General features: G+C 55.8%; 19 protein-coding genes. 12 read left to right on the forward strand and 7 right to left on the reverse strand.

Going from position 1 to position 22,780, the window contains the following annotated elements; all coding sequences use genetic code 11:
* Window positions 1–103: 103 nt before the first annotated feature.
* Window positions 104–1,903: a glycoside hydrolase family 15 protein gene (locus NQ491_RS09235; RefSeq protein ID WP_019245862.1), complete on the reverse strand. Its 1,800-nt coding sequence runs from the start codon at window positions 1,901–1,903 to the stop codon at window positions 104–106.
* Between the two features lie 13 nt (window positions 1,904–1,916).
* Entirely contained in the window at window positions 1,917–4,172 is a 2,256-nt protein-coding gene (locus tag NQ491_RS09240) for a bifunctional alpha,alpha-trehalose-phosphate synthase (UDP-forming)/trehalose-phosphatase (RefSeq protein WP_026089642.1), read from the reverse strand.
* Between the two features lie 303 nt (window positions 4,173–4,475).
* On the opposite strand from NQ491_RS09240, the gene NQ491_RS09245 reads away from it, so the two are divergent.
* Window positions 4,476–5,789, forward strand: coding sequence for an aspartate kinase (locus NQ491_RS09245; protein WP_026089641.1), 1,314 nt, complete (start codon window positions 4,476–4,478; stop codon window positions 5,787–5,789).
* A 61-nt stretch (window positions 5,790–5,850) separates the two neighbouring features.
* Here NQ491_RS09245 and NQ491_RS09250 read toward each other — a convergent pair whose 3' ends face one another.
* Window positions 5,851–6,117: a hypothetical protein gene (locus tag NQ491_RS09250; RefSeq protein ID WP_147524811.1), complete on the reverse strand. Its 267-nt coding sequence runs from the start codon at window positions 6,115–6,117 to the stop codon at window positions 5,851–5,853.
* A gap of 313 nt (window positions 6,118–6,430) precedes the next feature.
* Between NQ491_RS09250 and kdpF the strand changes: the two genes are divergently transcribed.
* From kdpF to NQ491_RS09280, 6 genes are all read left to right on the forward strand, one after another.
* The gene (kdpF, locus tag NQ491_RS09255) at window positions 6,431–6,511 is read left to right on the forward strand and encodes a K(+)-transporting ATPase subunit F (protein WP_034282999.1); all 81 of its coding nucleotides are present in this window, start codon (window positions 6,431–6,433) and stop codon (window positions 6,509–6,511) included.
* Between the two features lie 28 nt (window positions 6,512–6,539).
* Window positions 6,540–8,231 (forward strand): potassium-transporting ATPase subunit KdpA, encoded by a 1,692-nt coding sequence (gene kdpA, locus NQ491_RS09260; RefSeq protein ID WP_019245857.1) that lies wholly within the window; start codon window positions 6,540–6,542, stop codon window positions 8,229–8,231.
* 13 nt (window positions 8,232–8,244) lie between these two features.
* The gene (kdpB, locus tag NQ491_RS09265; protein WP_019245856.1) at window positions 8,245–10,284 is read left to right on the forward strand and encodes a potassium-transporting ATPase subunit KdpB; all 2,040 of its coding nucleotides are present in this window, start codon (window positions 8,245–8,247) and stop codon (window positions 10,282–10,284) included.
* Window positions 10,285–10,335: 51 nt separating this feature from the next.
* Window positions 10,336–10,866, forward strand: a complete 531-nt coding sequence (locus NQ491_RS09270) for a potassium-transporting ATPase subunit C (protein WP_019245855.1) — start codon at window positions 10,336–10,338, stop codon at window positions 10,864–10,866.
* Between the two features lie 277 nt (window positions 10,867–11,143).
* Complete coding sequence (locus NQ491_RS09275) at window positions 11,144–11,887, forward strand: hypothetical protein (RefSeq protein WP_019245854.1); 744 nt, start codon at window positions 11,144–11,146, stop codon at window positions 11,885–11,887.
* 678 nt (window positions 11,888–12,565) lie between these two features.
* Window positions 12,566–14,845 (forward strand): DUF5722 domain-containing protein, encoded by a 2,280-nt coding sequence (locus tag NQ491_RS09280; protein ID WP_147524810.1) that lies wholly within the window; start codon window positions 12,566–12,568, stop codon window positions 14,843–14,845.
* Between the two features lie 478 nt (window positions 14,846–15,323).
* On the opposite strand, the gene gap is transcribed toward NQ491_RS09280, so the two are convergent.
* The 4 genes from gap to NQ491_RS09300 all read right to left on the reverse strand — a co-directional run bounded on the left by gap (window position 15,324) and on the right by NQ491_RS09300 (window position 18,321).
* Window positions 15,324–16,328, reverse strand: coding sequence for a type I glyceraldehyde-3-phosphate dehydrogenase (gene gap, locus NQ491_RS09285; RefSeq protein ID WP_026089639.1), 1,005 nt, complete (start codon window positions 16,326–16,328; stop codon window positions 15,324–15,326).
* A gap of 212 nt (window positions 16,329–16,540) precedes the next feature.
* Window positions 16,541–17,296 (reverse strand): ABC transporter ATP-binding protein, encoded by a 756-nt coding sequence (locus NQ491_RS09290; RefSeq protein ID WP_019245850.1) that lies wholly within the window; start codon window positions 17,294–17,296, stop codon window positions 16,541–16,543.
* A 1-nt stretch (window position 17,297) separates the two neighbouring features.
* Window positions 17,298–18,041, reverse strand: a complete 744-nt coding sequence (locus tag NQ491_RS09295) for an MlaE family ABC transporter permease (RefSeq protein ID WP_019245849.1) — start codon at window positions 18,039–18,041, stop codon at window positions 17,298–17,300.
* A 1-nt stretch (window position 18,042) separates the two neighbouring features.
* Entirely contained in the window at window positions 18,043–18,321 is a 279-nt protein-coding gene (locus NQ491_RS09300; protein ID WP_019245848.1) for a DUF4834 family protein, read from the reverse strand.
* Window positions 18,322–18,610: 289 nt separating this feature from the next.
* Between NQ491_RS09300 and purB the strand changes: the two genes are divergently transcribed.
* The 5 genes from purB (at window position 18,611) to NQ491_RS09325 (ending at window position 22,779) form a co-directional block, all read left to right on the forward strand.
* Window positions 18,611–19,963 carry an adenylosuccinate lyase gene (purB, locus tag NQ491_RS09305; RefSeq protein ID WP_019245847.1) on the forward strand — a complete coding sequence of 451 codons (1,353 nt, stop codon included), beginning with the start codon at window positions 18,611–18,613 and terminating at the stop codon, window positions 19,961–19,963.
* Window positions 19,964–20,013: 50 nt separating this feature from the next.
* Window positions 20,014–20,175, forward strand: a complete 162-nt coding sequence (gene rd, locus NQ491_RS09310; protein WP_019245846.1) for a rubredoxin — start codon at window positions 20,014–20,016, stop codon at window positions 20,173–20,175.
* Between the two features lie 122 nt (window positions 20,176–20,297).
* The gene (locus NQ491_RS09315; protein WP_019245845.1) at window positions 20,298–21,389 is read left to right on the forward strand and encodes a hypothetical protein; all 1,092 of its coding nucleotides are present in this window, start codon (window positions 20,298–20,300) and stop codon (window positions 21,387–21,389) included.
* Between the two features lie 122 nt (window positions 21,390–21,511).
* Window positions 21,512–22,036, forward strand: coding sequence for a hypothetical protein (locus tag NQ491_RS09320; RefSeq protein WP_019245844.1), 525 nt, complete (start codon window positions 21,512–21,514; stop codon window positions 22,034–22,036).
* A 104-nt stretch (window positions 22,037–22,140) separates the two neighbouring features.
* Window positions 22,141–22,779, forward strand: coding sequence for a hypothetical protein (locus tag NQ491_RS09325; RefSeq protein ID WP_019245843.1), 639 nt, complete (start codon window positions 22,141–22,143; stop codon window positions 22,777–22,779).
* The last annotated feature ends 1 nt before the right edge of the window (window position 22,780 follow it).

Raw genomic sequence — 22,780 nt, forward strand, 5'->3', positions numbered from 1 at the left:
GAGGCATCCCCGTCTTTTATGTCTTTTATGCCGGAACGGATGGCGGCGCGCTCCGGTTTTGTTCGGACGCGAGAGAGCCGTATGGGCATGCCGGCCGCGGACTTTACGGCCGGACGAAATGGAGGCTTCGGTGCTTATCCTCTTCGGCGAAGAGGATCGCCGTATTGACCAGAGACAAATGCGAGTAAGCCTGCGGGAAATTTCCCAATTGCTCTTTCGTATCGAAATCCAGATCCTCGCTCATCAGCCCCACGTGGTTGCCGTAGCGCAGCACCTCGTCGAAAAGGCAGCGCGCTTCGGCTTTCTCTCCCGTTACGAACAGGGCGCGGACGAGCCAGAACGTGCAGATCGTGAAGGCCGACGACGGCATCCCGAAATCGTCTTCGCTGTTGTAGCGATACATCAGCCCGTTGTGCATCAGGGCCGCTTTCACGGCCTTGACCGTTTTATGATAGCGTATGTCGTCTGCATCCAGAAAGCCGTAAGGTTCCATAAGCAGCAGCGACGCATCCAAGGCCGTATTGTCATAAGTCTGGGAAAAACTCTGCAATTCCTCTTTCCAGCCCCTCTCCAGCACATCCCTGCGGATGAGCCCGGCCTCCTGCTGCCAGCGCTTCTCGCAGTCGTATTTGCCCAGCATCCGGGCGATTCTGGCCCCTCGGTCCAGAGCTACCCAGCACATCACTTTGGAGGAGACGAAATGGCGCTCCTCGCCCCTGATTTCCCAGATTCCCTTGTCGGGCTTGCGCCACTCCTGCATGACGTTGGCCTGAATCTTTTTCACCAGCTCCCACATATCCTCGATCTCGTCCAGCGGTCCCGGGACCAAGCGGTAGTATTGGTAGATCAGGTCCATCAGATAACCGAACGAGTCGTTCTGCCGCTGATGGTAAGCGTCGTTGCCGATGCGTACGGGCTTCGAGCCTTTGTAGCCGCTCAGATGCTCGAGGATCGTTTCCGTCAATTGCCGTTCTCCGCGGATGCCGTACATGATCTGGAAAGAGTCCCGGTCGGCGGTAAAGGTGGACTGAATGAAGCGCATGAAGCGCTGCGCCACGCCGGGGTGACCCACTTTGAAAAGCGTCTCGATGGACATGGACGCGTCGCGCAGCCAGCAGAAGCGGTAATCCCAGTTACGCACCTTGCCCACCGTCTCGGGCAGGCTGGTGGTGAGGGCTGCCAGCATGGCTCCGTTGTAATAGGACATCAGCTTCAGTGTCAGCAGGCTCCGTTCGATCACGTCGTTGTAGAGAGTGTATTTTTTCGTCCGGTTGCTCCAGTTGAGCCAGTAGACCAGCGTCCGGCAGTATTCCAGCTTTTCCCGTTCGATGTCTACCGGAATTACCTTCTCGTTATAGGAAAGCAGAAAGAATTCGTCTTTCTCGAGTACGATCTCCCTGCTCCGCTCGATGTCCTCCAGCGGAATCGAAGAGTAGAGGTATTGCCGGTCCGTAGCGTTCAGCGAGCTGTAGCTTTCGATATATTCCGTCCCGACGTTGCGGATGGTCTTTCCCCGGGCATAGTCCGGAGCCGGAGCGTAATGGACCCGAAACCGGGGAACGCCCCGGATACGACGTACGTAGCGGTAGAGCTCGGCCGGAAGATAGTGTTCGCTGTTCTGGGCCCGGTAGTAGGGCATGAAATCCAGTACCGTGAACTCGGCCTCGTCCGAAATGAAGTGCGTGGAGAGAATATTCGTGTGCGGAATGTAGGACTGCTCGGTGCGGTACGCTTCGGATACCTCGAAGCCGAAGCACCCTCCCTTCTCGCGGTCCAGCAGGGCTGCGAAGATCGACGGAGAGTCGAACTCGGGCAGGCAGAGCCATTCGATGTTTCCTGTTTCCGATATCAGGGCGGCCGTGCGGCAGTTGCCTACGGCCCCGTAATTGAGTCGATGGTTCATGGAGAGACGAGATTTATCGGTTTTTCGTTTGCAACAGCCTTTTTACGAAGCGGATCGCCGTCCGTCCGGGCCTTTTGCGGGACGGCTCCGAAGCGTCCGGTACTTTTTCGGTCAGGGAGCGCAGGAACGGGAGCACTCTCTCTTGCTGCGGCATGTTGTAGAGAGCCTTCTCCGAGACGCTGCCTACCTTGACGGCGAAAGAGTCGCGCGGCAGCGCCTCGAACATATCGTCGTCCGTCGTGTCGTCGCCCATGGCCAGAATGAAGTCGTAGCCGCCCTTTTCCAGCAGCCGCCGTACTTCGGAACCTTTGCTGTATTCGGGAGATTTGATCTCCAGTACTTTGCTTCCCTGAATGATTTGCAGCTTGTGCCTGAGACAGACCGAGACCAGCGCGCGGGTCAGTTGCTGGGCCCGCAGCTCGCCCAGCCACGGATCGCATTCGCGGTAATGCCATGCCAGCGCGGTATCCTTTATCTCCAGCCGCGAACGGGGGGTCTTTTCCAGATATAGGTTCAGAATGGCCATGATCCCCGTATTCCACTGCTGTCTCGCCACGCGGGTATGCCAGACTCCGTTTTCCCGGTAACGGGCTCCGTGCTCGGCAGCCAATGTCACGGGCAGTTCTCCCAGCCATCGCTCCAGTGTCGCCTTGTCCCGCCCGCTGTTGATCACGATTCGGTTTCGGGTATCGCCGCACAGAAGGCGCAGCGTATCCAGAAGCTCCGGTGTCGGACTGGCTTCCTCGGGCCGGGCGCGGATCGGAGCCAGCGTACCGTCGTAGTCCAGCAGAATCAGCCGCTTCCGGGCCCGGGCGTAGTGCCTGCGGATCGTCGTCTCGGATTCGGGTGAAAGCCGTTTACGGTTCATCGCCCAGTTTTTCCGGCAGGCCGAGCTCCACTCGTTGATAAAACTTTCGGCCCAGCGGTTCACGGTTTGCGCCGAGACGATGCGCTGCATTTTCTTCAGCCGTCTCAGCTGCTCCTGCTCCGGCATCTCGAGCGCCTTCACGATGGCTTGTTCGATCTGATCCATGTCGTTCGGGTTGATCAGCAGCGCGTCGCTCAGCTCCACGGCCGCTCCGGCCATCTCGCTCAGGATCAGGACTCCGGGGTTGCCGTCCTTGACGGCGATATACTCTTTGGCTACCAGGTTCATCCCGTCGCGCAGCGGGGTGACGAGCGCCACGTCCGCCACGTAGTACATGGCGACGAGCTCCTCGAACGAGAATCCGTGATAAAAATAGCATACCGGAGTCCAGTCCATCGTGGAGTATTTGCCGTTGATGGAGCCGATCTCCTCGTCGATTCGGGTCTTCAGTTCGGCATAGCTGCCCACATGGTCGCGCGAAGGGACGATCACCATGGAGAGAGTCGCTTTGCCTCTGTATTCGGGATGGCGCTCCAGAAAGGACGCGAAGCCGTGCAGGCGGTGCAGGATGCCTTTGCTGTAATCGAGGCGGTCTACCGAGAGGATCAGCTTGCGGTCGCCGAAAAGCCTGCGGTATTTTTCGACCGCGTCGCGTACCTGTATTTTCGACGCGGCCTTATGGTAAAGGTCGTAATTGATTCCCATCGGAAGCGCGTCCACCCGGGCCGTACGGCTGCCCAGTTGTGCCTCGTCCAGCCGGAACTCCACGTTCAGAATGTGCTGCGCGGCGCTGACGAAGTGGCGCATGTAGTCGGGCGTATGGAATGCGATGAAATCGGCTCCCAGCAATCCCCTCAGAAGCCTGGCCCGCTCCGGCAGGATGCGGAACAATTCGTAGGAGGGGAAAGGGATATGATGGAAATATCCGATGCATAGGTCGGGCATCGCCTCGCGCAACATGCCGGGCAGCAGCATGAGGTGGTAGTCCTGCACCCATACCCTGTCGCCGGGTTCCACGACACGGCAGATCTCCTCGCAGAAGCGGCGGTTCACCTCCCGGTACGCCTCCCAGAAACGGCTTTTGTAAAGCGTATAGGCATAGAAATAGTGGCACAGCGGCCAGATCGTGCTGTTGCTGTAGCCTTCATAGTAATTTTCGATTTCCGCCTCGGAAAGAAATACGGGATGGAAATGCATCCTCCGCAGTTCGGAGCCGATCGTTTTCCGCTCCTGCGGATCGTCGGTACAGATACCCGGCCATCCGATCCAGTGCTTTTCGTAAGGAATCTGCAAAGAGCCGAGACCGGTGGCCAATCCTCCCTCGCTGCGCGTGAAAGAAAGCCGGTCGCCCTCTCGGGTCATCCTCACCGGCAGTCTGTTGGATATGATAAAAAGTCTCATACGTGCTTCAAAAGCAAAAGAAGTACCGTCGGATCGGGCGTCTATTCAATCTTCAGATATATAGCGTTTTGCGTGAATGCGCTCGGGCGAAGATTCTATCAGAATGAAAAAATGCCTTTTCATTTTGATAAGTCCGGACGATGCAAGGATGACCGTGTGTTTGCAGACAACGATTTGATAGTCATGTATTTGGTTGCGTGGCGCATTGCGGTGGCATCCCGATTGTCTTGCGACAGGAACGAAAATGTGAGAACCGCTAATCGTAAACGAAAATTCAAAACGATGGATCACGATCCTAAATCAATCAAAGTCATGAAGTTCGGAGGAACCTCCGTAGGCTCTCCGGCAATGATCAAGCATGTCGCGAGGCTCATCAGCAACGAGGAGCCGAAACTGGTGGTCCTGTCGGCCATGTCCGGTACGACCAATGCCCTTGCCGCGATTGCCGCCGAATTGTCGCGGGGCAATATTTCCGGGGCTTCGGACGATATCGGAACTTTGGAAAGCAAATACCTCGAGACGGCCGGTCAGCTCTATTTTTCCGAAGGAAGCGCGGAAAAGGCGAGAAGGCATATCCGGGACTCCTTTTCCTTATTGAAAGGAGTGGCGGAACGGCCCTTTTCGTCCGTCGAGGAAAAGATCGTTCTGGCCCAAGGTGAGCTGATCGTTACGATGCTGATGCACCTCTACCTGGCGGAGACGGGCGTTCGCTCTACGCTGCTTCCTGCTTTGGAATTCATGCGAACGGACAAAAACGGGGAGCCGGATATGCGCTTTATCCGTCGAAATGCCCGTAAGGCCGTAAACCGCTACCCACATAACCGTATTTTCATTACGCAGGGATATATCTGCAGGAATGCGGCGGGCGAGGTAGACAATCTGCAACGCGGAGGCAGCGACTATACCGCGTCGCTGCTCGGGGCGGCGCTGGATGCTTCGGAAATTCAGATATGGACCGATATCGACGGATTGCACAACAACGATCCCCGCGTGGTATCGTCTACGGTTCCCGTGCGCAGGCTTACGTTCGACGAGGCTTCCAAGCTGGCGCATTTCGGCGCCAAAATCCTGCACCCCACCTGCATCCTTCCTGCCAAGCTGAGGAATATTCCCGTGCGTCTGCTCGATACGATGGACCCGTCGGCTCCGGGAACGCTGATCTCCGACTCGGCCGACGCGGGACGGGTGAAGGCGGTCGCCGCCAAGGACGGCGTTGTTCATGTCAAGATCCGCTCGATGCACAAGATTCCCGGCTACCGGTTGCTCGACAAAGTGTTCCACAGCTTCGCGCGTACTCGTACCTCCGTCGATCTGGTCGCCGTTTCCGATAACGAAATATCGTTGGCTACGGACAATCGGGAATGCTTGTCAGAGATACTCGACGGGCTGAGTCCCTACGCGGACATCGCGGTAGAGGAGAACATGACGATCGTGTGCGTGGTAGGCGATCTGAAGCGGAACGACAAAAGTTTCAGGCACAAGATCATCGACTCGCTGAGGAAGATTCCGCTGCGGATGATCTCTTACGGGGACAATTGCGACGTGTCGTTCGTCCTGCGCTGTGCCGATAAGAAAAAGGCTTTGGAGGCGCTCAACAGCTCCTGCGTCCTGCAGTGATGGGGCGGTTCCGGCGGAACGGCGTGCCGTTCCGCTTTCTGCAAGGGGGCTTACCATCCGGTTATGACGGGTGAATAGCATGCTTGTCGCGGACGATACGCTGCACGATGCGGACGGCGACCGATGCAGGCCGTCCGCTGCCGGGACGGATTAAGCCACTCCCGTAGGCCGGAAAATCTCGGAATACGGCGGCCGGAATCTCCTCCGGCTTACCATTTTGAATAATCGCTCTATCATTTTGAGAAGGATTTCGAGAGGGTGAAATATTTTGTTTGGCTGTAAGTATTTGATAATTAGTGATTTGTTGAAATAGGGTGCGGTTTGGCATTCATTTGGAAAAGCTCGGGCCCGAAAAATAGTAAAGACGGACTACGATCATGGAAGATGCAGGCGTAATACTCGTATTTCTGACGGCATGCGTTGTGCTGTTCCTGTTTTCCCGGAGCGTGGCGGATTTCGTCGATAAGTTGAACGATTATAAAAGACAGAGAAGAAAATGGTGAGTGTTGAAAACTTTAAAACGAAGAAAAAAAGATGAACGGATTTTTGCTTTTTCTACTGCTGCTCGCTCTGGGTGGGCTGTGCTATTGGTTCTACTTCAAATGTGTCGACTGGTTCGAGAAAATTTAACGGTTACGGCTATGTTCATAGGACTATTGATTCTGAGTATCGCGGTTTTCGTCTATCTGATGTACGTGCTCGTAAAACCGGAAAAATTCTAAGTGTGGAACTATCAAAACTTGTAAATAAATGAATACCGAAATTTTAGGCGTCATTCTGCAATGGGTGGCCTTGGTCGTGCTCTGCTATCCGCTGGGACGCTACATGGCCAAAGTGTACAAGGGCGAGCGCACGTGGCTCGACTTCATGACTCCCGTAGAAAAATGGGTGTACAAGCTCTGCGGGATCAACCCGGAGCAGGAAATGAACTGGAAGCAGTTCCTCAAGGCCCTGCTGATGGTCAACCTTTTCTGGTTCGTGTGGGGCATGGTGCTGCTCTGCTGCCAAGGTTGGCTGCCGCTCAATCCGGACGGCAACCCGGGACAGACTCCCGATCTGGCGTTCAACACCTGCATCTCGTTCATGGTGAACTGTAACCTGCAGCATTACAGCGGAGAATCGGGACTGAGCTATTTTACTCAGCTTTACGTGATCATGCTGTTTCAGTTCATTACCGCGGCTTGCGGCATGGCGGCGATGGCCGGGATCATGAAGGGGCTGGCCGCCAAAACCGCCAAGACGATCGGCAACTTTTGGGTATACATGGTCAAGAGCACGACCCGTATCCTGATGCCGCTTTCGCTGCTGGTCGGTATTCTGCTGATTATTAACGGCACGCCGATGTCGTTCGACGGCAAGCAGACGATCACCACCCTCGAGGGCAACGAGCAGGTGATCTCGCAGGGACCGACGGCGGCTATCGTGCCGATCAAGCAGCTCGGAACCAACGGCGGCGGTTATTTCGGAACCAACTCCTCGCATCCGCTCGAGAACCCCAACGCCTTTACCAACATGCTCGAATGCTGGTCTATTCTGATCATTCCGATGGCCATGGCGTGGTGTTTCGGATTCTATATCCGACGTAAGAAACTGGCGGGATGTATCTTCGGCGTTATGCTCGTCGCCTTTACGGTCGGTATATTCGTATCCGTTCCTCAGGAGATGGGCGGCAATCCCCATATCGATGAAATGGGCATCGCGCAGGATCTCGGCTCGATGGAAGGCAAGGAGATTCGGATCGGTTCGGCGGCCTCGGCCATGTGGGGTATGGTGACGACCGTCACCTCGAACGGTTCCGTCAACTCGATGCACGACAGCCAGACGCCTCTGAGCGGCATGATGCAGATGCTCAACATGCAGATCAACTGCTGGTTCGGCGGCGTGGGCGTAGGCTGGATGAACTATTTCGCCTTCCTCATCATCGCCGTCTTTATCAGCGGGCTGATGGTGGGCCGCACGCCGGAATTTCTCGGGCATAAGGTCGAGGCCCGCGAGATGAAGATCGCGACGATGGTCGTTCTGATGCATCCCTTCCTGATTCTGGTCGGAACCGGCATATCGTCGGCGATCGCGGCCGCCAATCCGGAAATCGGCTGGCTGAACAACCCGTCGTTCCACGGACTGAGCGAGATGCTCTACGAGTACACGTCGTCCGCGGCCAATAACGGCTCCGGCTTCGAGGGACTGGCCGACAACACTCCTTTCTGGAACATATCCACAGGTATCGCGCTGATCATGGGACGCTATTTCCCGATCGTGGGACAGGTAGCCATCGCCGGCCTGCTCGCCTCGAAGAAATACATTCCCGAAAGCGCCGGCACGCTGAAGACCGACACGGCCACTTTCTCGCTGATGACCTTCGCCGTTATCGTCATCGTGGCCGCTCTTTCGTTCTTCCCGGCACTGGCTCTGGGCCCGATCGCTGATTATTTAAGTTTCTAATTACGGACTGACCATGAAAAAGAAAAATAATTCGCTGTTCGACAAACAGTTGGTAAATACGAGCCTCGTGGAGGCGTTCCGCAAGCTCGATCCTCGGACCATGATCAAGAACCCGATCATGTTCACCGTGGAACTGGTGACCGCCATCATGCTGCTGATGTTGTTCTACATCGCCTTCACGGGAGACCAGTCGCAGGGTTCGTTCGGGTACAATCTGGCGATCTTCTTCGTGCTGCTGCTGACGATTCTGTTCGCCAATTTCGCCGAAGCGATCGCCGAAGCGCGCGGCAAGGCGCAGGCCGAGAGCCTGCGCAAGACCCGCGAGGAGACTCCGGCCAAGCTGGTAACGGCCAACGGTGCCGCGAAAGTGGTCAGCAGCTCGCAACTGAAAAAGGGCGATGTGTTCGAATGCTCCGCAGGAGATACGATTCCTGCCGACGGCGAGATCATCGAGGGCCTTGCCTCGATCGACGAGAGCGCCATCACGGGCGAGTCGGCTCCGGTGATCCGCGAGGCGGGCGGAGACAAAAGCTCCGTGACGGGCGGTACGAAAGTATTGTCGGACCGGATCGTCGTCAAGGTAACCGCCAAGCCGGGCGAAAGCTTCCTCGACAAGATGATCGCGCTGGTCGAAGGCTCGTCCCGCCAGAAAACTCCGAACGAAATCGCTCTGACGATTCTGCTGGCCGGTTTCACGCTGGTATTCGTGATCGTTTGCGCTACGCTGAAACCGTTTGCGGATTACGTGGGAGCCAACATCACGGTAGCCGCTTTCATCTCGCTGTTCGTCTGCCTGATTCCGACTACGATTGGCGGCCTGCTCTCGGCGATCGGTATCGCCGGCATGGACCGCGCGCTGCGCGCCAATGTCATTACCAAGTCGGGCAAGGCCGTCGAAACGGCCGGAGACCTCGATACGCTGCTGCTCGACAAAACCGGAACCATCACGATCGGTAACCGTAAGGCTACAAAATTCTATCCCGTACGGGGCGTCGACGCGAAAGCGTTTACCCGTCTGTGCGTGCTCTCTTCGGTTTCCGACCAGACTCCGGAGGGTAAGTCCATCGTGGAGCTCGGAGCCGCGGCAGGCATGAAAGCCGACCCGATGGAAATGGTGGGCGTTCGTATGGTCGGCTTTACGGCCGAGACCCGTTGCTCGGGCGTAGACATGCCCGACGGAACCCGAATCCGTAAGGGCGCGACCGAGGCGATCCGCCGTATCGTGACCGACGCCGGACATGAGTTTCCCGAAACGATAGAAAAGACGGTACGCGAAATCTCCGAGAATGGCGGTACGCCGCTGGTCGTATGCGCCGACGAGGAGGTCAAGGGCGTGATCGAGCTGCAGGACATCATCAAGACCGGTATCCGCGAGCGGTTCGAGCGTCTGCGCAAGATGGGCGTGAAGACGGTCATGGTGACCGGCGACAATCCGCTGACGGCAAAATATATCGCGGAGAAAGCCGGTGTGGACGATTATATCGCCGAGGCCAAGCCCGAGGACAAGATGGAGTACATCAAGCGCGAGCAGCAGGCCGGCAAGCTGGTCGCTATGATGGGCGACGGTACGAACGATGCGCCGGCGCTGGCTCAGGCCGATGTGGGCGTCGCGATGAACAGCGGTACGCAGGCTGCCAAAGAGGCGGGTAACATGGTCGATCTGGACAACGACCCGACGAAGCTGATCGAGATCGTCGAGATCGGCAAGCAGTTGCTAATGACGCGCGGCACGCTCACCACGTTCTCCATCGCCAACGACGTGGCCAAGTATTTCGCTATCGTTCCGGCCTTGTTCATCGCGTCGATTCCCTCGCTGCAAGCCCTGAATATCATGCGCCTGCACTCGCCCGAGAGCGCAATCCTGTCGGCCGTGATCTTCAATGCGGTAATCATTCCGTTGCTGATCCCGCTGGCCCTGCGCGGCGTGACCTACAAGCCGATCGGAGCATCGGCCCTGCTGCGCCGGAACCTGTTCATCTACGGTCTGGGCGGTATCGTAGCGCCGTTTATCGGCATCAAGCTGATCGACATGTTAATTTGCGTATTCTTTTAATCGAGAGCAGTCATGAAAAACTTATGGATATCAGTTAGGATTACGTTGGCGATGTGCGTCGTGCTGACGGTGGGTTACGTTCTGCTTCTTCGCCTGACTTCGGCCGTTGTCTCCCCGAACGACGGGGAGGCCGCCCTCGTGGAGCTCGACGGGAAAGTGGTAGGAGCGGCCAACGTAGGTCAGGCTTTTACCGACAGCGTCTATTTCTGGGGCCGTCCCTCGGCCGTGGAGTACAACGGGGGCGGCTCTGGCGGAAGCAACAAGGGCACGAACAATCCGGAGTACCTTTCGGAGGTGGAAAGCCGTATCGAATCGTTCATGGCGGCTCATCCGTATTTATCGAGGGGGGACGTTCCCTCTGAGCTGGTTACGGCGAGCGGTTCGGGTCTCGATCCCGACATTTCGGTACGAGGGGTGGAGGTTCAGATTCGTCGGGTGGCGGCTTCGCGGGGCATGTCGGAGGATGCGGTGCGTAAGATCGTCGAAGCGAGCGTTGAGCGTCCTTGGCTGGGTCTTTTCGGGACTTACAAGGTCAATGTTCTGAAGCTCAACGTCGCTCTCGATGAGGCGCAGGGACGGTAACGAACGCCGCATTTTATGAAAAGACCGGATAAGCCATTCTGGCGACTGGCGGCATGCATGATTTGTTTCCTGATCGTTCTGCTGCTATTGGATATGGTTTTCTGAGCGCCGTTTTCCGTTAAGATTTTCGACACATGCGGCACGGAAACCCCGGTTTCCGTGCCGCAAACGGGGGCGGCGTATCGGATCGGCAAGCCTGCGAGCGGGTACGGAAAGACCCGGAACGGGCTGATAACAGGATTATCGATAACCCAAATAAAAAAGGAAAATTTAGACTATGAAACGTTTTATGATTTGCGCTCTGGCTTTGGCCGGAGTGTTGACCGCAGGCCGTGTTTCGGCTCAGGACAAGGGAGTTTCTTTCAGCGGCGGGTCCGATCTCGTCAGTGCCTATGTATGGCGCGGCGTTACTCAGGCCGGTGTCAGCCTTCAGCCCACGCTGACCATGACGGCCGGCAAGTTTTCAGCCACGGCATGGGGCTCGGTGGATTTCGCCTCGACTTCGTATAAGGAGATGGATCTGACGCTGGCCTATGCGCTGGGTCCCGTGACCCTCTCGCTGGCCGATCTTTACTGGGAAGGCGGCGCCGGGGACCGGGGACTCGTGAACCGCAATTATTTCACGTTCGACGGCCGATCGCCCCACCGCGTGGAACTCGGCGCCAGCTGGGTCGTGTCGGAGAAGGCTCCCTTTACGCTCTCCTGGTACACGATTCTTTTCGGCGCGGCCGACGTTAATGCCAAGGGTAAGCGGGCTTACGGTTCCTATTTCGAGGTGGCCTATCCGTTCTGCGTAAAAGGGATCGATATGAAGGCCGGCGTGGGCATGGTTCCTTGGAATGCCGTCGGGACTTACGGCATAGACCGCGATTTCTATGTTCAGAACGTTTTCCTGAACGCCGGTAAAAACTGGGAGATCAAAGGAGCCGAAGGTATGAAGCTGGGATTTTTCACCAATCTGATCTGGAATCCGGCTACCGAAGATGTCAACTTCGTAGGGGGCATCTCGTTCAGAATGTAGCGCGACGGGCGGAGACCGGACAATCGTCTCTCTAAGCCGCGACGATCCGGTCAATGGCGTTTCCTGCCGTCGTGCAGGCGGATCGATGCGACGATTCGCTCCGAAGGAAAGAGGGGAAGTGGAGTCCTCCGGCGAATACTTACTGACCCGCAGGCATGTCTTTGGGGGGAGCCCGGGAATATGATAAGAGACATGAACGGCTCCGTCGGGCTATCTCGTGAAAATGGCAATGTGTCACGCGACACATTGCCATATTTTGTTGTCGCATGCCTTCGGCCGGTTGGCGAACAAGGAGGGTATCGGGACTTGCCGGGTCGAGTGGGGAAAACGTATCGCGAGCTATGCGGAAAAGAGCGACCGGGCAGCCTTGTCGGAAAACTGGTCGAAGTGCCGGTTCTCCGGCGGATCACGCCCGGTCCGGTTGTGCGGATCCGGTCCGGTCTCCGGCGGAAAGCCGGCCGTATGACGTTTCGATTAAATTTATCCGACAAGGTTTGCTGTTTTTGCGAAAAACTTTTTATCTTGTAGCAAATTTCGACGCATTCGGAAAGAAAGGGGCCTTTTTTCTGAATGCGGAAATAATTGATTTGAAGGCCTCTATAAACTATATAATTACTTGCAAGGCCTGTCCGAAACTTGTATCCGGATTGAACCATTAACCTTATTATGATTATTGATATGAAACACCTGAACTTGAACAATTCGGGATTCTTCTCTGCAAAGGGAAGGCGTTCCCGTGGCGTACGCGCCGCTCGCACTTTGATGTGGTCGGCTTTCATGGTCCCGTTGCTGCTGATGGGAGCGTGCGAGGACGACCCGGAAGATTACAGGCAGATCCCTGTGCCTTCGTATCCCGAGGTCGATGTTCCGACCTATATGACTGTTGCCGTCGAAGCGTCCAACGATGTCGACATCACGCGGCAGGGCCGGTTCGAGTATGCCGTCAGCACGACCGGCACGGACCCTCAGCTCATATTGGACAAGCTGGCCGGCGCTTTCAATGCCGATTCCTGCGTGCTGACTTTCGAGTATAGGAGCGATTCGACCATACGGGACGTGGAGCTTTATTTCGCCGAGCCGCTGTCCGCGACGCGCATGATGAAGGCGAGTCCGATTCCGGCCTCCAGGGTCTCGGGCGAGGAAACTTCCGACGACAACGACGAATGGGCTAAATGGTCGGTCGATCTGGGCTTTCAGGCCATTAACATGTCGTGGGGCGCTCCGCAGGATTACCTGCGCATCGATTTGGGCCAAACAGAAGGTATCGACATAGAAATCAAGAACATTCACTTTCGTCCCAGAACGGCCGAGGAGGCCGCTACGGGCGATGTGCTGGACCAGTTGGCCGACAACAAAGCGAATTATCTGACCAAGACGTTCGAGTCGGCCGTTTCGAACGTGAACGTGACGACTGACAAGGTAACGATTTCCGGTATCTGCAGCGGCGAGGGTTCGTTCAGTCTGGTCGAGATAGCGCCTTATATGGTAGACGGCATGTTCGAAGGACATTTCGAGTCGGAATATATGATCGAAGTCTCGGGCTCGTTCACCAAGGAGCTGGACCGTTTCGTAACGCGGGGCGACTTCAAGTTCGACCGCGCGCTGTCCAAGTGGGCGATCGTCAAGCATACCGGCGAGTACGACGTGCTCGTTTCCGCTGCACGCTATGCCGATCAGATTCAGACCAAGGCTTCGGCTCCGGCAGCGGTTCTGAAAACCAAGAAGGGGCTCGGGGGCATTGCGGCCGGACAGGCCGAGTACCGGACCGATTATGCCGATCTGGGTATTTCGTGCACGGTGATCAATATTCAGCCGACTCATTTCTCGAAAACTTCGGGTGGCGGCAGCGATCTGACACACGAGTTCGGCGGCAAGACTTACTATTTTGACAAGGCTCTCGTCGAAGGAGTGGATGCCGATCTGGAAATGGCCGCTCAGAATAATCTGGTCGTAGCGGCGATCATACTGATCCCGCCTGCCAATTCGCCTTTCCATGCCGGTCATCCCGAGGACGGGACACTGATCCAGCATCCCGACTTCAACGGCGGAAGCTACACGATGCCGAACCTGACGACGATCGAGAGCGCCAACTACTATGCCGCCGCGCTCGATTTCATGGCTCAGCGCTATTGCGGCAACGACTTCTCGCACGGCCGTATCCACCATTTCATCATGCACAACGAGGTGGACATGGGTTACTCGTGGACCAACATGGGTTCGCCCACGATGGAAACTTATGTGGACACCTATGTCAACTCGATGCGTATCGCCTATAACATCGTACGCCAGTACGATCAGAACGCCGAAATATTCGGCTCGTTTGCCCATTCGTGGGCAGTAGCGAACGACGCTAAGTCCTATGTAGTGAAGGATATGCTCGACCGTATCAACGGGTACTCGCATACCGAGGGCGATTTCCGCTGGGCTCTGGCTTACCACTCCTATCCGTCGAGCCTGATCGATCCCAAGACGTGGAACGATGCGCAGGCTACGTTCGATATGGACTCGCCGATGGTGACGTTCAAGAATCTAGAGGTGCTCGACAAGTGGGTCAATATGCCCGAGCATATGTATAAGGGGACGACGCGGCGCAGCGTATGGCTGTCGGAGAACTCGGCCGCTTCGCCTTCGTACAGCGAGACGGATCTGGCCAATCAGGCCGCCTGCTTCGCCTATGCTTGGAAGAAGATGAATAAGCTGACCGGTATCAACTCGATCCACTGGCATCCGTTCGACCATCCGACCGAAATCGCTCAGCATCCCAATCAGCGTTTCGGCCTTCGCAAGAGCTGGGAGGATGCCGAAGAGCCCTGTGCCAAGAAGCCGATCTGGTTCCTGTATCAGGCTGCCGGTACGGCCGACGAGGATGCGAAATTCGCTCCCTATATCGATGTGATCAACGAGACGGCTAACGATCCGATCTCGAGTTGGGACGATATTATGCATACGGTTCTGTAATGAGTGAACCTCGGCTTTCCGCAATCCGCTGAGGTTTGCGGAGGGTACGACTTTCGTATCGGGCGCCGCGACTTTAGTCGCGGCGCTTTTGTTTCGGCGGGTTCGGAGATATGGGATCGGGTTCGGAAACGGAAACGGAAACATTCGATTAGGCTTGAGTCGATATCCGGGGAAATGCCGTATAGTTGCGCTGCCGTAAGCGATCCGGTAAAAAATTATGGGCGTATGGATTGTAAAGAAGGGTCTCGGGTCTCGGGTCTCGGGTTTCGGGTTTCGGGTTTCGGGTTTCGGGTTTCGGGTTTCGGTATCCGGTACTACTGATGTCGGGTAAGGCGATTCGCGCTTTTGCGGTAAGCCGGAAGGAGTGCGGCGACTGTTAAAAGCCGGAAAGGGGATTGGATCGGTCGGAGACGGATAAAAATAGAGAGCGGGCTGCCTCGGGCAGCCCGCTCTCCTGTTCGTCGATTCCTTGCGGAAACTATTTGACGGTGTTCATGTATTCGATCAGTTCGAGAACCTTGTTCGAATAACCCCACTCGTTGTCGTACCACGAAACGACCTTCACGAAACGCGGCGAGAGCTGGATACCGGCCTTCGCGTCGAAGATCGACGTGCGCGGATCGCCGAGGAAGTCCGACGAAACGACGGCGTCTTCGGTGTAGCCGAGGATGCCCTTCAGCTCGCCTTCCGATGCTTCCTTCATGGCCTGGCAGATTTCGTCGTAGGTCACGTCCTTGGCCAGCGTACAGGTCAGGTCGACAACCGAAACGTCGAGGGTCGGAACGCGCAGCGACATACCGGTCAGCTTGCCGTTCAGGGCGGGGATCACCTTGCCTACGGCCTTGGCGGCGCCGGTCGACGAGGGGATGATGTTGCCCGATGCGGCACGGCCTCCGCGCCAGTCCTTCATCGAAGGACCGTCGACGGTCTTCTGAGTGGCGGTGGTCGAGTGAACGGTCGTCATCAGACCCTCTACCATGCCGAACTTGTCGTTGATCACCTTAGCGATCGGAGCCAAGCAGTTCGTCGTGCACGATGCGTTCGACACGATGGTCTGGCCGGCATAGGTCTTGTTGTTGACGCCCATCACGAACATCGGGGTGTCGTCCTTCGACGGAGCCGACATCACGACGCGCTTCGCGCCGGCCTTGATGTGGGCCTCGGCTTTCTCCTTGGTCAGGAACAGGCCGGTCGACTCAACGACGTACTCGGCGCCCACTTCGTTCCACTTTAGGTTGGCGGGATCCTTCTCGGCCGTTACGCGGATCGAGTGGCCGTTGACAACCAGCGCGCCGTCCTTCACCTCGATCGAGCCCTTGAACTGGCCGTGCATCGTGTCGTAACGAAGCATATAAGCCATGTAGTCTACCGAAATCAGGTCGTTGATGCCGACGATTTCCACATTGTCCTTGGCCATGGCCGCACGGAACACCAGACGTCCGATACGTCCGAAGCCGTTGATACCCACTTTAATCTTTGACATAATCTTTACTATTTAAGGTTAATTGACTGCTCTTTTTCACCGGCACAAAAGTACGTAAAAATCAATGAGCTTCAAAATTTTTATATTAAATTTTTTTAAGAAAACACGGCTTTCGCCCCATCGTCTTCGCCTCTCGTACGGTCGCGCAGGATATCGCAGCCGTTCGTGGCGCAAGGCCGCGCAAAGGACGGGACAAAGCAAGAATTATTCCGTTATAATCCGGCCTTTTTGGCGCGCTTGGCCATGGCCGAGGCGAACACGAAGTCGTTCAGCTCCCGGTTGTCGGCGTCCAGAATATCGTGTTTGGAACCTTCCCACCACTTGCGCCCCTTGTATATGAACAGGATGTGCTCGCCGATCTCGAGTACCGAGTTCATGTCGTGCGTATTGATGACCGTCGTGATGTTGTATTCCTGCGTGATCTCGTGGATCAGGTTGTCGATCAGCACCGAAGTCATCGGGTCGAGGCCCGAGTTGGGCTCGTCGCAGAACAGGTACTGCGGATTGAGCACGATGGCGCGGGCGATCGCCACGCGCTTGATCATGCCGCCGCTCAGCTCGGCCGGGTAGAGGCGGTTCACATTGCTCAGGTTGACCCGCTTGAGGCAGAAGTTGACCCGGTCGCGCTTTTCGTCCTCGGGCATCGACGTAAACAGGTCGAGCGGCAGCCGGACGTTCTCTTCGACGTTCGACGAGTCGAGCAGCGCTCCTCCCTGAAAGATCATGCCCACTTTTTCGCGGATAGCCTTCATCTCCTTGAACGGAAGTCGGTTGAACTCCACGTCGTCGTAATAGATGCTGCCGCTGTCGATCTTGTGCAGGCCGACCAGCGATTTGAGCAGCACGGTCTTGCCCGATCCGCTCTGGCCGATGATCAGGTTCGTGATGCCGGGCGAGAACTCGGCCGAAATGTCGTCGAGTACGATGCGCCCGTCGAAGGATTTTACGATGTGTTCGGCTCGGATCATGTTATGTGAGAAGGACTTGGGTGAGAATCAGGTTGAAAATCAGAATCACGATGCTGCTCACGACGACCGCCTTCGTACTGGCGCGGCCTACCTCGAGCGAGTTGCCGTCGGCGTAATAGCCGTAAAAGCCCGAAATGGACGTGATGATGAATGCGAACGTCGACGACTTGATCAGCGAGTAAGTGATGTAAAACGGCTTGAAGTCGTACTGGATACCGATAATGTAGGAGTCGGGGTTGACCGCTCCGGTCAGAATGCTCACGACATAGCCGCCAGCCACGCCGATGATCATGCTCAGAATGGTCAGGAACGGGAAGAAAAAGACCGTGCTGACGATCTTGGGCAGAATCAGGTAGCTCGCCGAGTTGACGCCCATGATCTCCAACGCGTCGATCTGCTCGGTGATGCGCATCGTTCCGATTTCGGAGGCGATGTTCGATCCGACCTTGCCGGCCAGAATCAGCGCGACGACCGTCGAACTGAACTCCAGCAGCATCGATTCGCGGGCGGCGTATCCGATCAGGTATTTCGGAATGAAGGGCGACTCCAGGTTCAGGGCCATCTGGATCGTGATGACCGCCCCCATGAACACCGAGATGATCGCGACGATGCCGATCGAGTTCAGTCCGAGGCTTTCGGTCTCCGCCAGGATGCGCTTGCCGTAGATCGAGGCCTTCTCGGGTTTCGAGAATACCTTGCCCATCAGCAGGAAGTAGCGGCCTATGAGTTCGAACAGATTCTTCATGCTATTCTTTAATCTCCTCGTAGTCGACATAGTCGCCCACGTTCTTGTTGATCTTCTTGCGGGGCGATGCCTGCGTCTGCTGGACGGTCACGTCTCCTTCCGCCCGGGAGCGCGAGGCTTTGCGGCCTCCCCACGTATAGGTGCGCGAAAAGCCTCCGGCCTGCCCGCTCTCGGCGAACTCGCGCTGTTTCTTACGAATCCAGTAGCCGAGCGCCAGCCGCCCGACAAGCCCCATCAGGTAGATTCCGACGACGATGAAAAACAGGATGGTCAGTATCATAGCTTGCAAACGATGCCCGGGAACGCTTCATGCAAAGAATATTCCCGACAGTGACAAAGGTAATATTTAATTTCGCATTTGCGAGCGAAGTCCCGTGAAATGGACGGTTCCGCCGCGGAGACATGGCCGATCGCGGGCCTTGTCCGTTTTGTAACGCAATACGCTGCCACTGGCGAAATTATTGTGGATATTCCGCAGGTTTCGCTATATTTGCGGGACCGGATGCCCTGCGCATGCGCGAGCGTGCCGCCCGGCGCCGGAGAGCTGAAAATTCTAATTGCGTGCTACGATGGAACTGACCGAACTGACCGCCATATCCCCGATCGACGGGCGCTACCGCGACAAGTGCGAGGTGCTGGCCGATTATTTTTCCGAACTGGCTCTGATCCGCTACCGCGTGCTGGTAGAGGTGGAGTATTTCATCGCGCTTTGCGAGTTGCCTCTGCCTCAGCTGGCCGACGTGGACCGGGGCGCTTTCGAGAAACTGCGCGATCTGTACCGCGACTTTACCGCTGCCGACGCTCTGAAAGTCAAGGAGATCGAACGAACGACCAACCACGACGTAAAGGCCGTCGAGTATCTGGTCAAGGGGAAGCTCGACGAGCTGGGACTCGGCGCTCACCGCGAGTTCGTGCACTTCGGCCTGACGTCGCAGGACATCAACAACACGGCGATTCCGTCGAGCCTGCGCGATGCGTCGAACGACGTCTACTATCCGCTGCTCGAGCAACTGACGGCCAAACTGACCGCGCTGTCGAAAGAATGGGAGGAAGTTCCGCTGCTGGCCCACACGCACGGGCAGCCGGCCTCGCCGACGAAGCTCGGCAAGGAGATCCGCGTGTTCGTCGAGCGGATCGAGAAGCAGACCGCGCTGCTGCGCGCGATTCCGTCGCCCGCCAAGTTCGGCGGAGCGACCGGCAACTTCAATGCGCATGTGTGCGCGTATCCCGATGTCGACTGGGTCGGGTTCGCGAACCATTTCGTCAACGACGTGCTGGGACTCGACCGCTCGCAGACCACGACGCAGATCGAGCATTACGACAACATCGCCGCTATTTTCGATAACTTCAAGCGCATCAATACGATCCTGATCGACTTTTGCCGCGACGTGTGGACCTACGTCTCGATGGAATATTTCAAGCAGCGGATCAAAGCGGGCGAAGTCGGCTCGTCGGCCATGCCCCACAAGGTCAATCCGATCGATTTCGAGAATGCCGAGGGCAATCTGGGCGTCGCGAACGCCGTCTTCTCGCATCTGTCGGCCAAGCTGCCGGTGTCGCGCATGCAGCGCGATCTGACCGACTCGACGGTACTGCGCAACATCGGGGTTCCGATGGCCCATACGGTGGTCGCGTTCAAGTCGATACTCAAGGGGCTCGACAAGCTGATCGTCAACTTCGACAAGATCAACGCCGATTTGGAGAACAACTGGGCCGTCGTGGCCGAAGGCATCCAGACGATCCTGCGCCGCGAGAACTATCCGAATCCCTACGAGGCGCTGAAGGCCCTGACCCGCACGAACAAGCCGATCGGCAAGGCGGACATCCGGGATTTCATCGAGCGGCTCGAGGTGTCGGAGAGCGTTAAGCAGGAGCTGCGCGCCCTGTCGCCGCAAACCTATACGGGCGTCTGCAAGTATTAGCGGGGTCCGGATTTTGCAACGCAAAGCATGTTCAACCAAAACGACCAACCATGAAAAAGTACAAATGCGAAGTGTGCGGATACATCTATGATCCGCAACTGGGCGATCCCGACAACGGCATCGAGCCCGGAACGGCATTCGAAGACCTGCCCGAGGACTGGGTCTGCCCGCTGTGTCAGGAGGGCAAGGAAGTGTTCGAGCCGATCGATTGAAAACCGGTCTGAAATCTGTAACGAAGGGGCATGTCCAAAAAAGGCATGCCCTTTTTGCATTATCGTTCGCTTTTTATTCCATGTGCCCGTAGATCGAATCATAATTTTTTTGTCATAGAAGTTTGCGTACTCATGCACACAAGGAAAAACGCTTTTTTATCGCTACATTCGTAGCCGACGGGCCTTGCCAGCGGTCGATCGAAGATTTGACGGAATTGACGTTTTATCGTCTGGACGAGAGGTTCAGCGGGTTGGAGATTCTGTCCGAAGCCACGGGGCGGTATATTGCGGCCTATCTGCACCGCGACGGCAAGCGGATTCCGGTCGGCTTGATTCCGCGCGATCGGGCTCAGTCGTTGGGTATCGATTCGGCGCGGGCCGTCTCGACGCTCCATTTGGGCACCGATCGGATGATGCTCGAAAGCTATGCCTATAACTCGGAATGGGGAGGGGGCGACTGGCAGGTGTGTCCGGGTACGGGCGGAGCTCATAATTTTGTGAACGGGATTTGCAGCGCGTGCAATATGTTGCTGCCGACCGACGTCTATCCCGATTATTGCGGACGATGCGGACAGTTGGAATCGCAGTGCGTATGCTGTCCGGTATGTCATAACTTCCCTTGCTCGTGCTCTCACGGGGGAGGCGGAGAGCAGGGCGAGATCATTACCTGTACGAAGCCCGGCTGCCCCGATCCGTACCATTGCAACGGGACATGCGGCGGAGGGGCCGGCGGGGTAGATGTTCCGGTCAGTTCTTTGAAAACTCGTGCTGGGGATATCCAGCGAGCGGCTAAGGTGGCGGTCCAGGAAGTGACAAAAAGATTCGGAAAAAGCGAGCCTTTTTGTAATTGGGGCGTTAAATTGGCATTCATGGAATTAGCGAACAATTCGACAGAATTGGAGGATAAGAGGGCAAATGCAATGATTGAATATTGGCAAAATAATCCTGAGCGTTGGGTCCGTTTGACTTCTGTGGATCTTGTACAGAAAATGGCCAATAGCGGCTGGTTTGTTGTCGCAGGTTGGAAAGCTTCGGAAGGGGCGGGACATGTGGTGGTGATTGTTCCCGGGACGCTCCATTGGGCTTCGGGTGCCAAAATGTATGTCCCTGAGTGTATGGATACTGGGCGGAATATGAGAGTTGAAAAACAACCAATGAATAAAAGTTTTGGAAAAAATAAACTTCCTGATGTCGAATTTTATTACTATAAATAGACTTATGAAAAGAATCTGGTTACTAGTTATATTGTTATTTTGCTCTATGTCGTTTGGCTCCGCGCAGCATCCTATTTATTCGATGAATGATCAAGGGACAATAGAACCCCAGTCGAATTATATTGATCCGTTTTTTTTGGACGGATCAGGACACTCCTTACGAGCAGGTATATACTCAAGCTCTTGTTACGCCAGGCCTGAATCATTCGTATCGTGTAAAATTATATAAATACAAAGGATGGGACGATGAACCGGGGTATTATTATATCGTCGATATTGAGCGCGATGGCGTTTTGTCATTGCATATGGCTCAGTCTTTAGGCGGGGACAAATTCACGGTTGATGGAAATGCTTCCGATGAGTTCTTTAAACTTATCCGACTTGATGAACAGACGTATATTTTATTATTCGTTGGCTATCATTATGCGAGCGATCCGGAACAGTTGACGATTGTCGTTCTTCGAAATGACAAGGCTACTTTGGTGTTCAATAAGCATTGGAGCATTTACAATTTAAGAGAGAGTCCTTTTCTGATGAAGGTGGTGACGCAGTTTCCTTCCACGCTTCCTGTAACGATGCGAAATACGGTGTATAAAACGATTTTTCAAGAGGGTAATTTGCTGAAATGGCGGCAAGGGAAGAATTGACTTTAGGAAATCGTCGGGGCTGAACGATGCGGAGAAAGCGAAGCTTCTCTAGGTAAATTCGTTGAAAATGATTTTCTTTATGCAACGAATCATCCCGACAAGCCATGATGAAAACACTGATCCTTTCGTCGCTGCTTTTGTGCTGCGCGTTGCCGACAGTCGCGCAACACGACATTTACACGTTGAACGCTCGGGGAGAGGTGGTTGCCGATTCGGCGTTTATCGATCCGTTCGTGTGGATCAATCCGACGGTCGAGTACGAGCCGCTTTATTCCCGGACTTTGTTTACTCCGGGCTTAAGCGGGTCTTACACAGTCAAGCTGTACCGCTACAAGAATAGCGAGAACGACGGAGGGTATTTCAGCATCGTCGAGATCGATTGCGGCTCGAAGCAAGTGTTGAGGATGATTCAGACTGGTGGTTGGGACAAGTTCCACCCGGATTACTCTCCGACGAGCGACTATTACAAGTTGGTCAGGCTGGACGATTCGACGTATGCTCTTTTGTTCGTCGGTTTCAATTACGCGAGCGAGCCCGGATTGCTGACGATCGTTATCTTGCGAGGCGGTCAGGCGACACTTGTTTACAATAAGGGCCGGCATATCACTTCTCTGACGGAGAATCCGTTGAAGATTCATACGATCAGGCAATTTCTCGAGGCTGTGCCCGAGAGCACGCACGCTTCGCTGTACGAGGTGATCTATCAGGACGGCAATCTGCTGAAGTGGCGCAAGGGGCAATAGA

The organism is Alistipes ihumii AP11 (assembly GCF_025144665.1).
GTDB lineage: Bacteria > Bacteroidota > Bacteroidia > Bacteroidales > Rikenellaceae > Alistipes_A > Alistipes_A ihumii.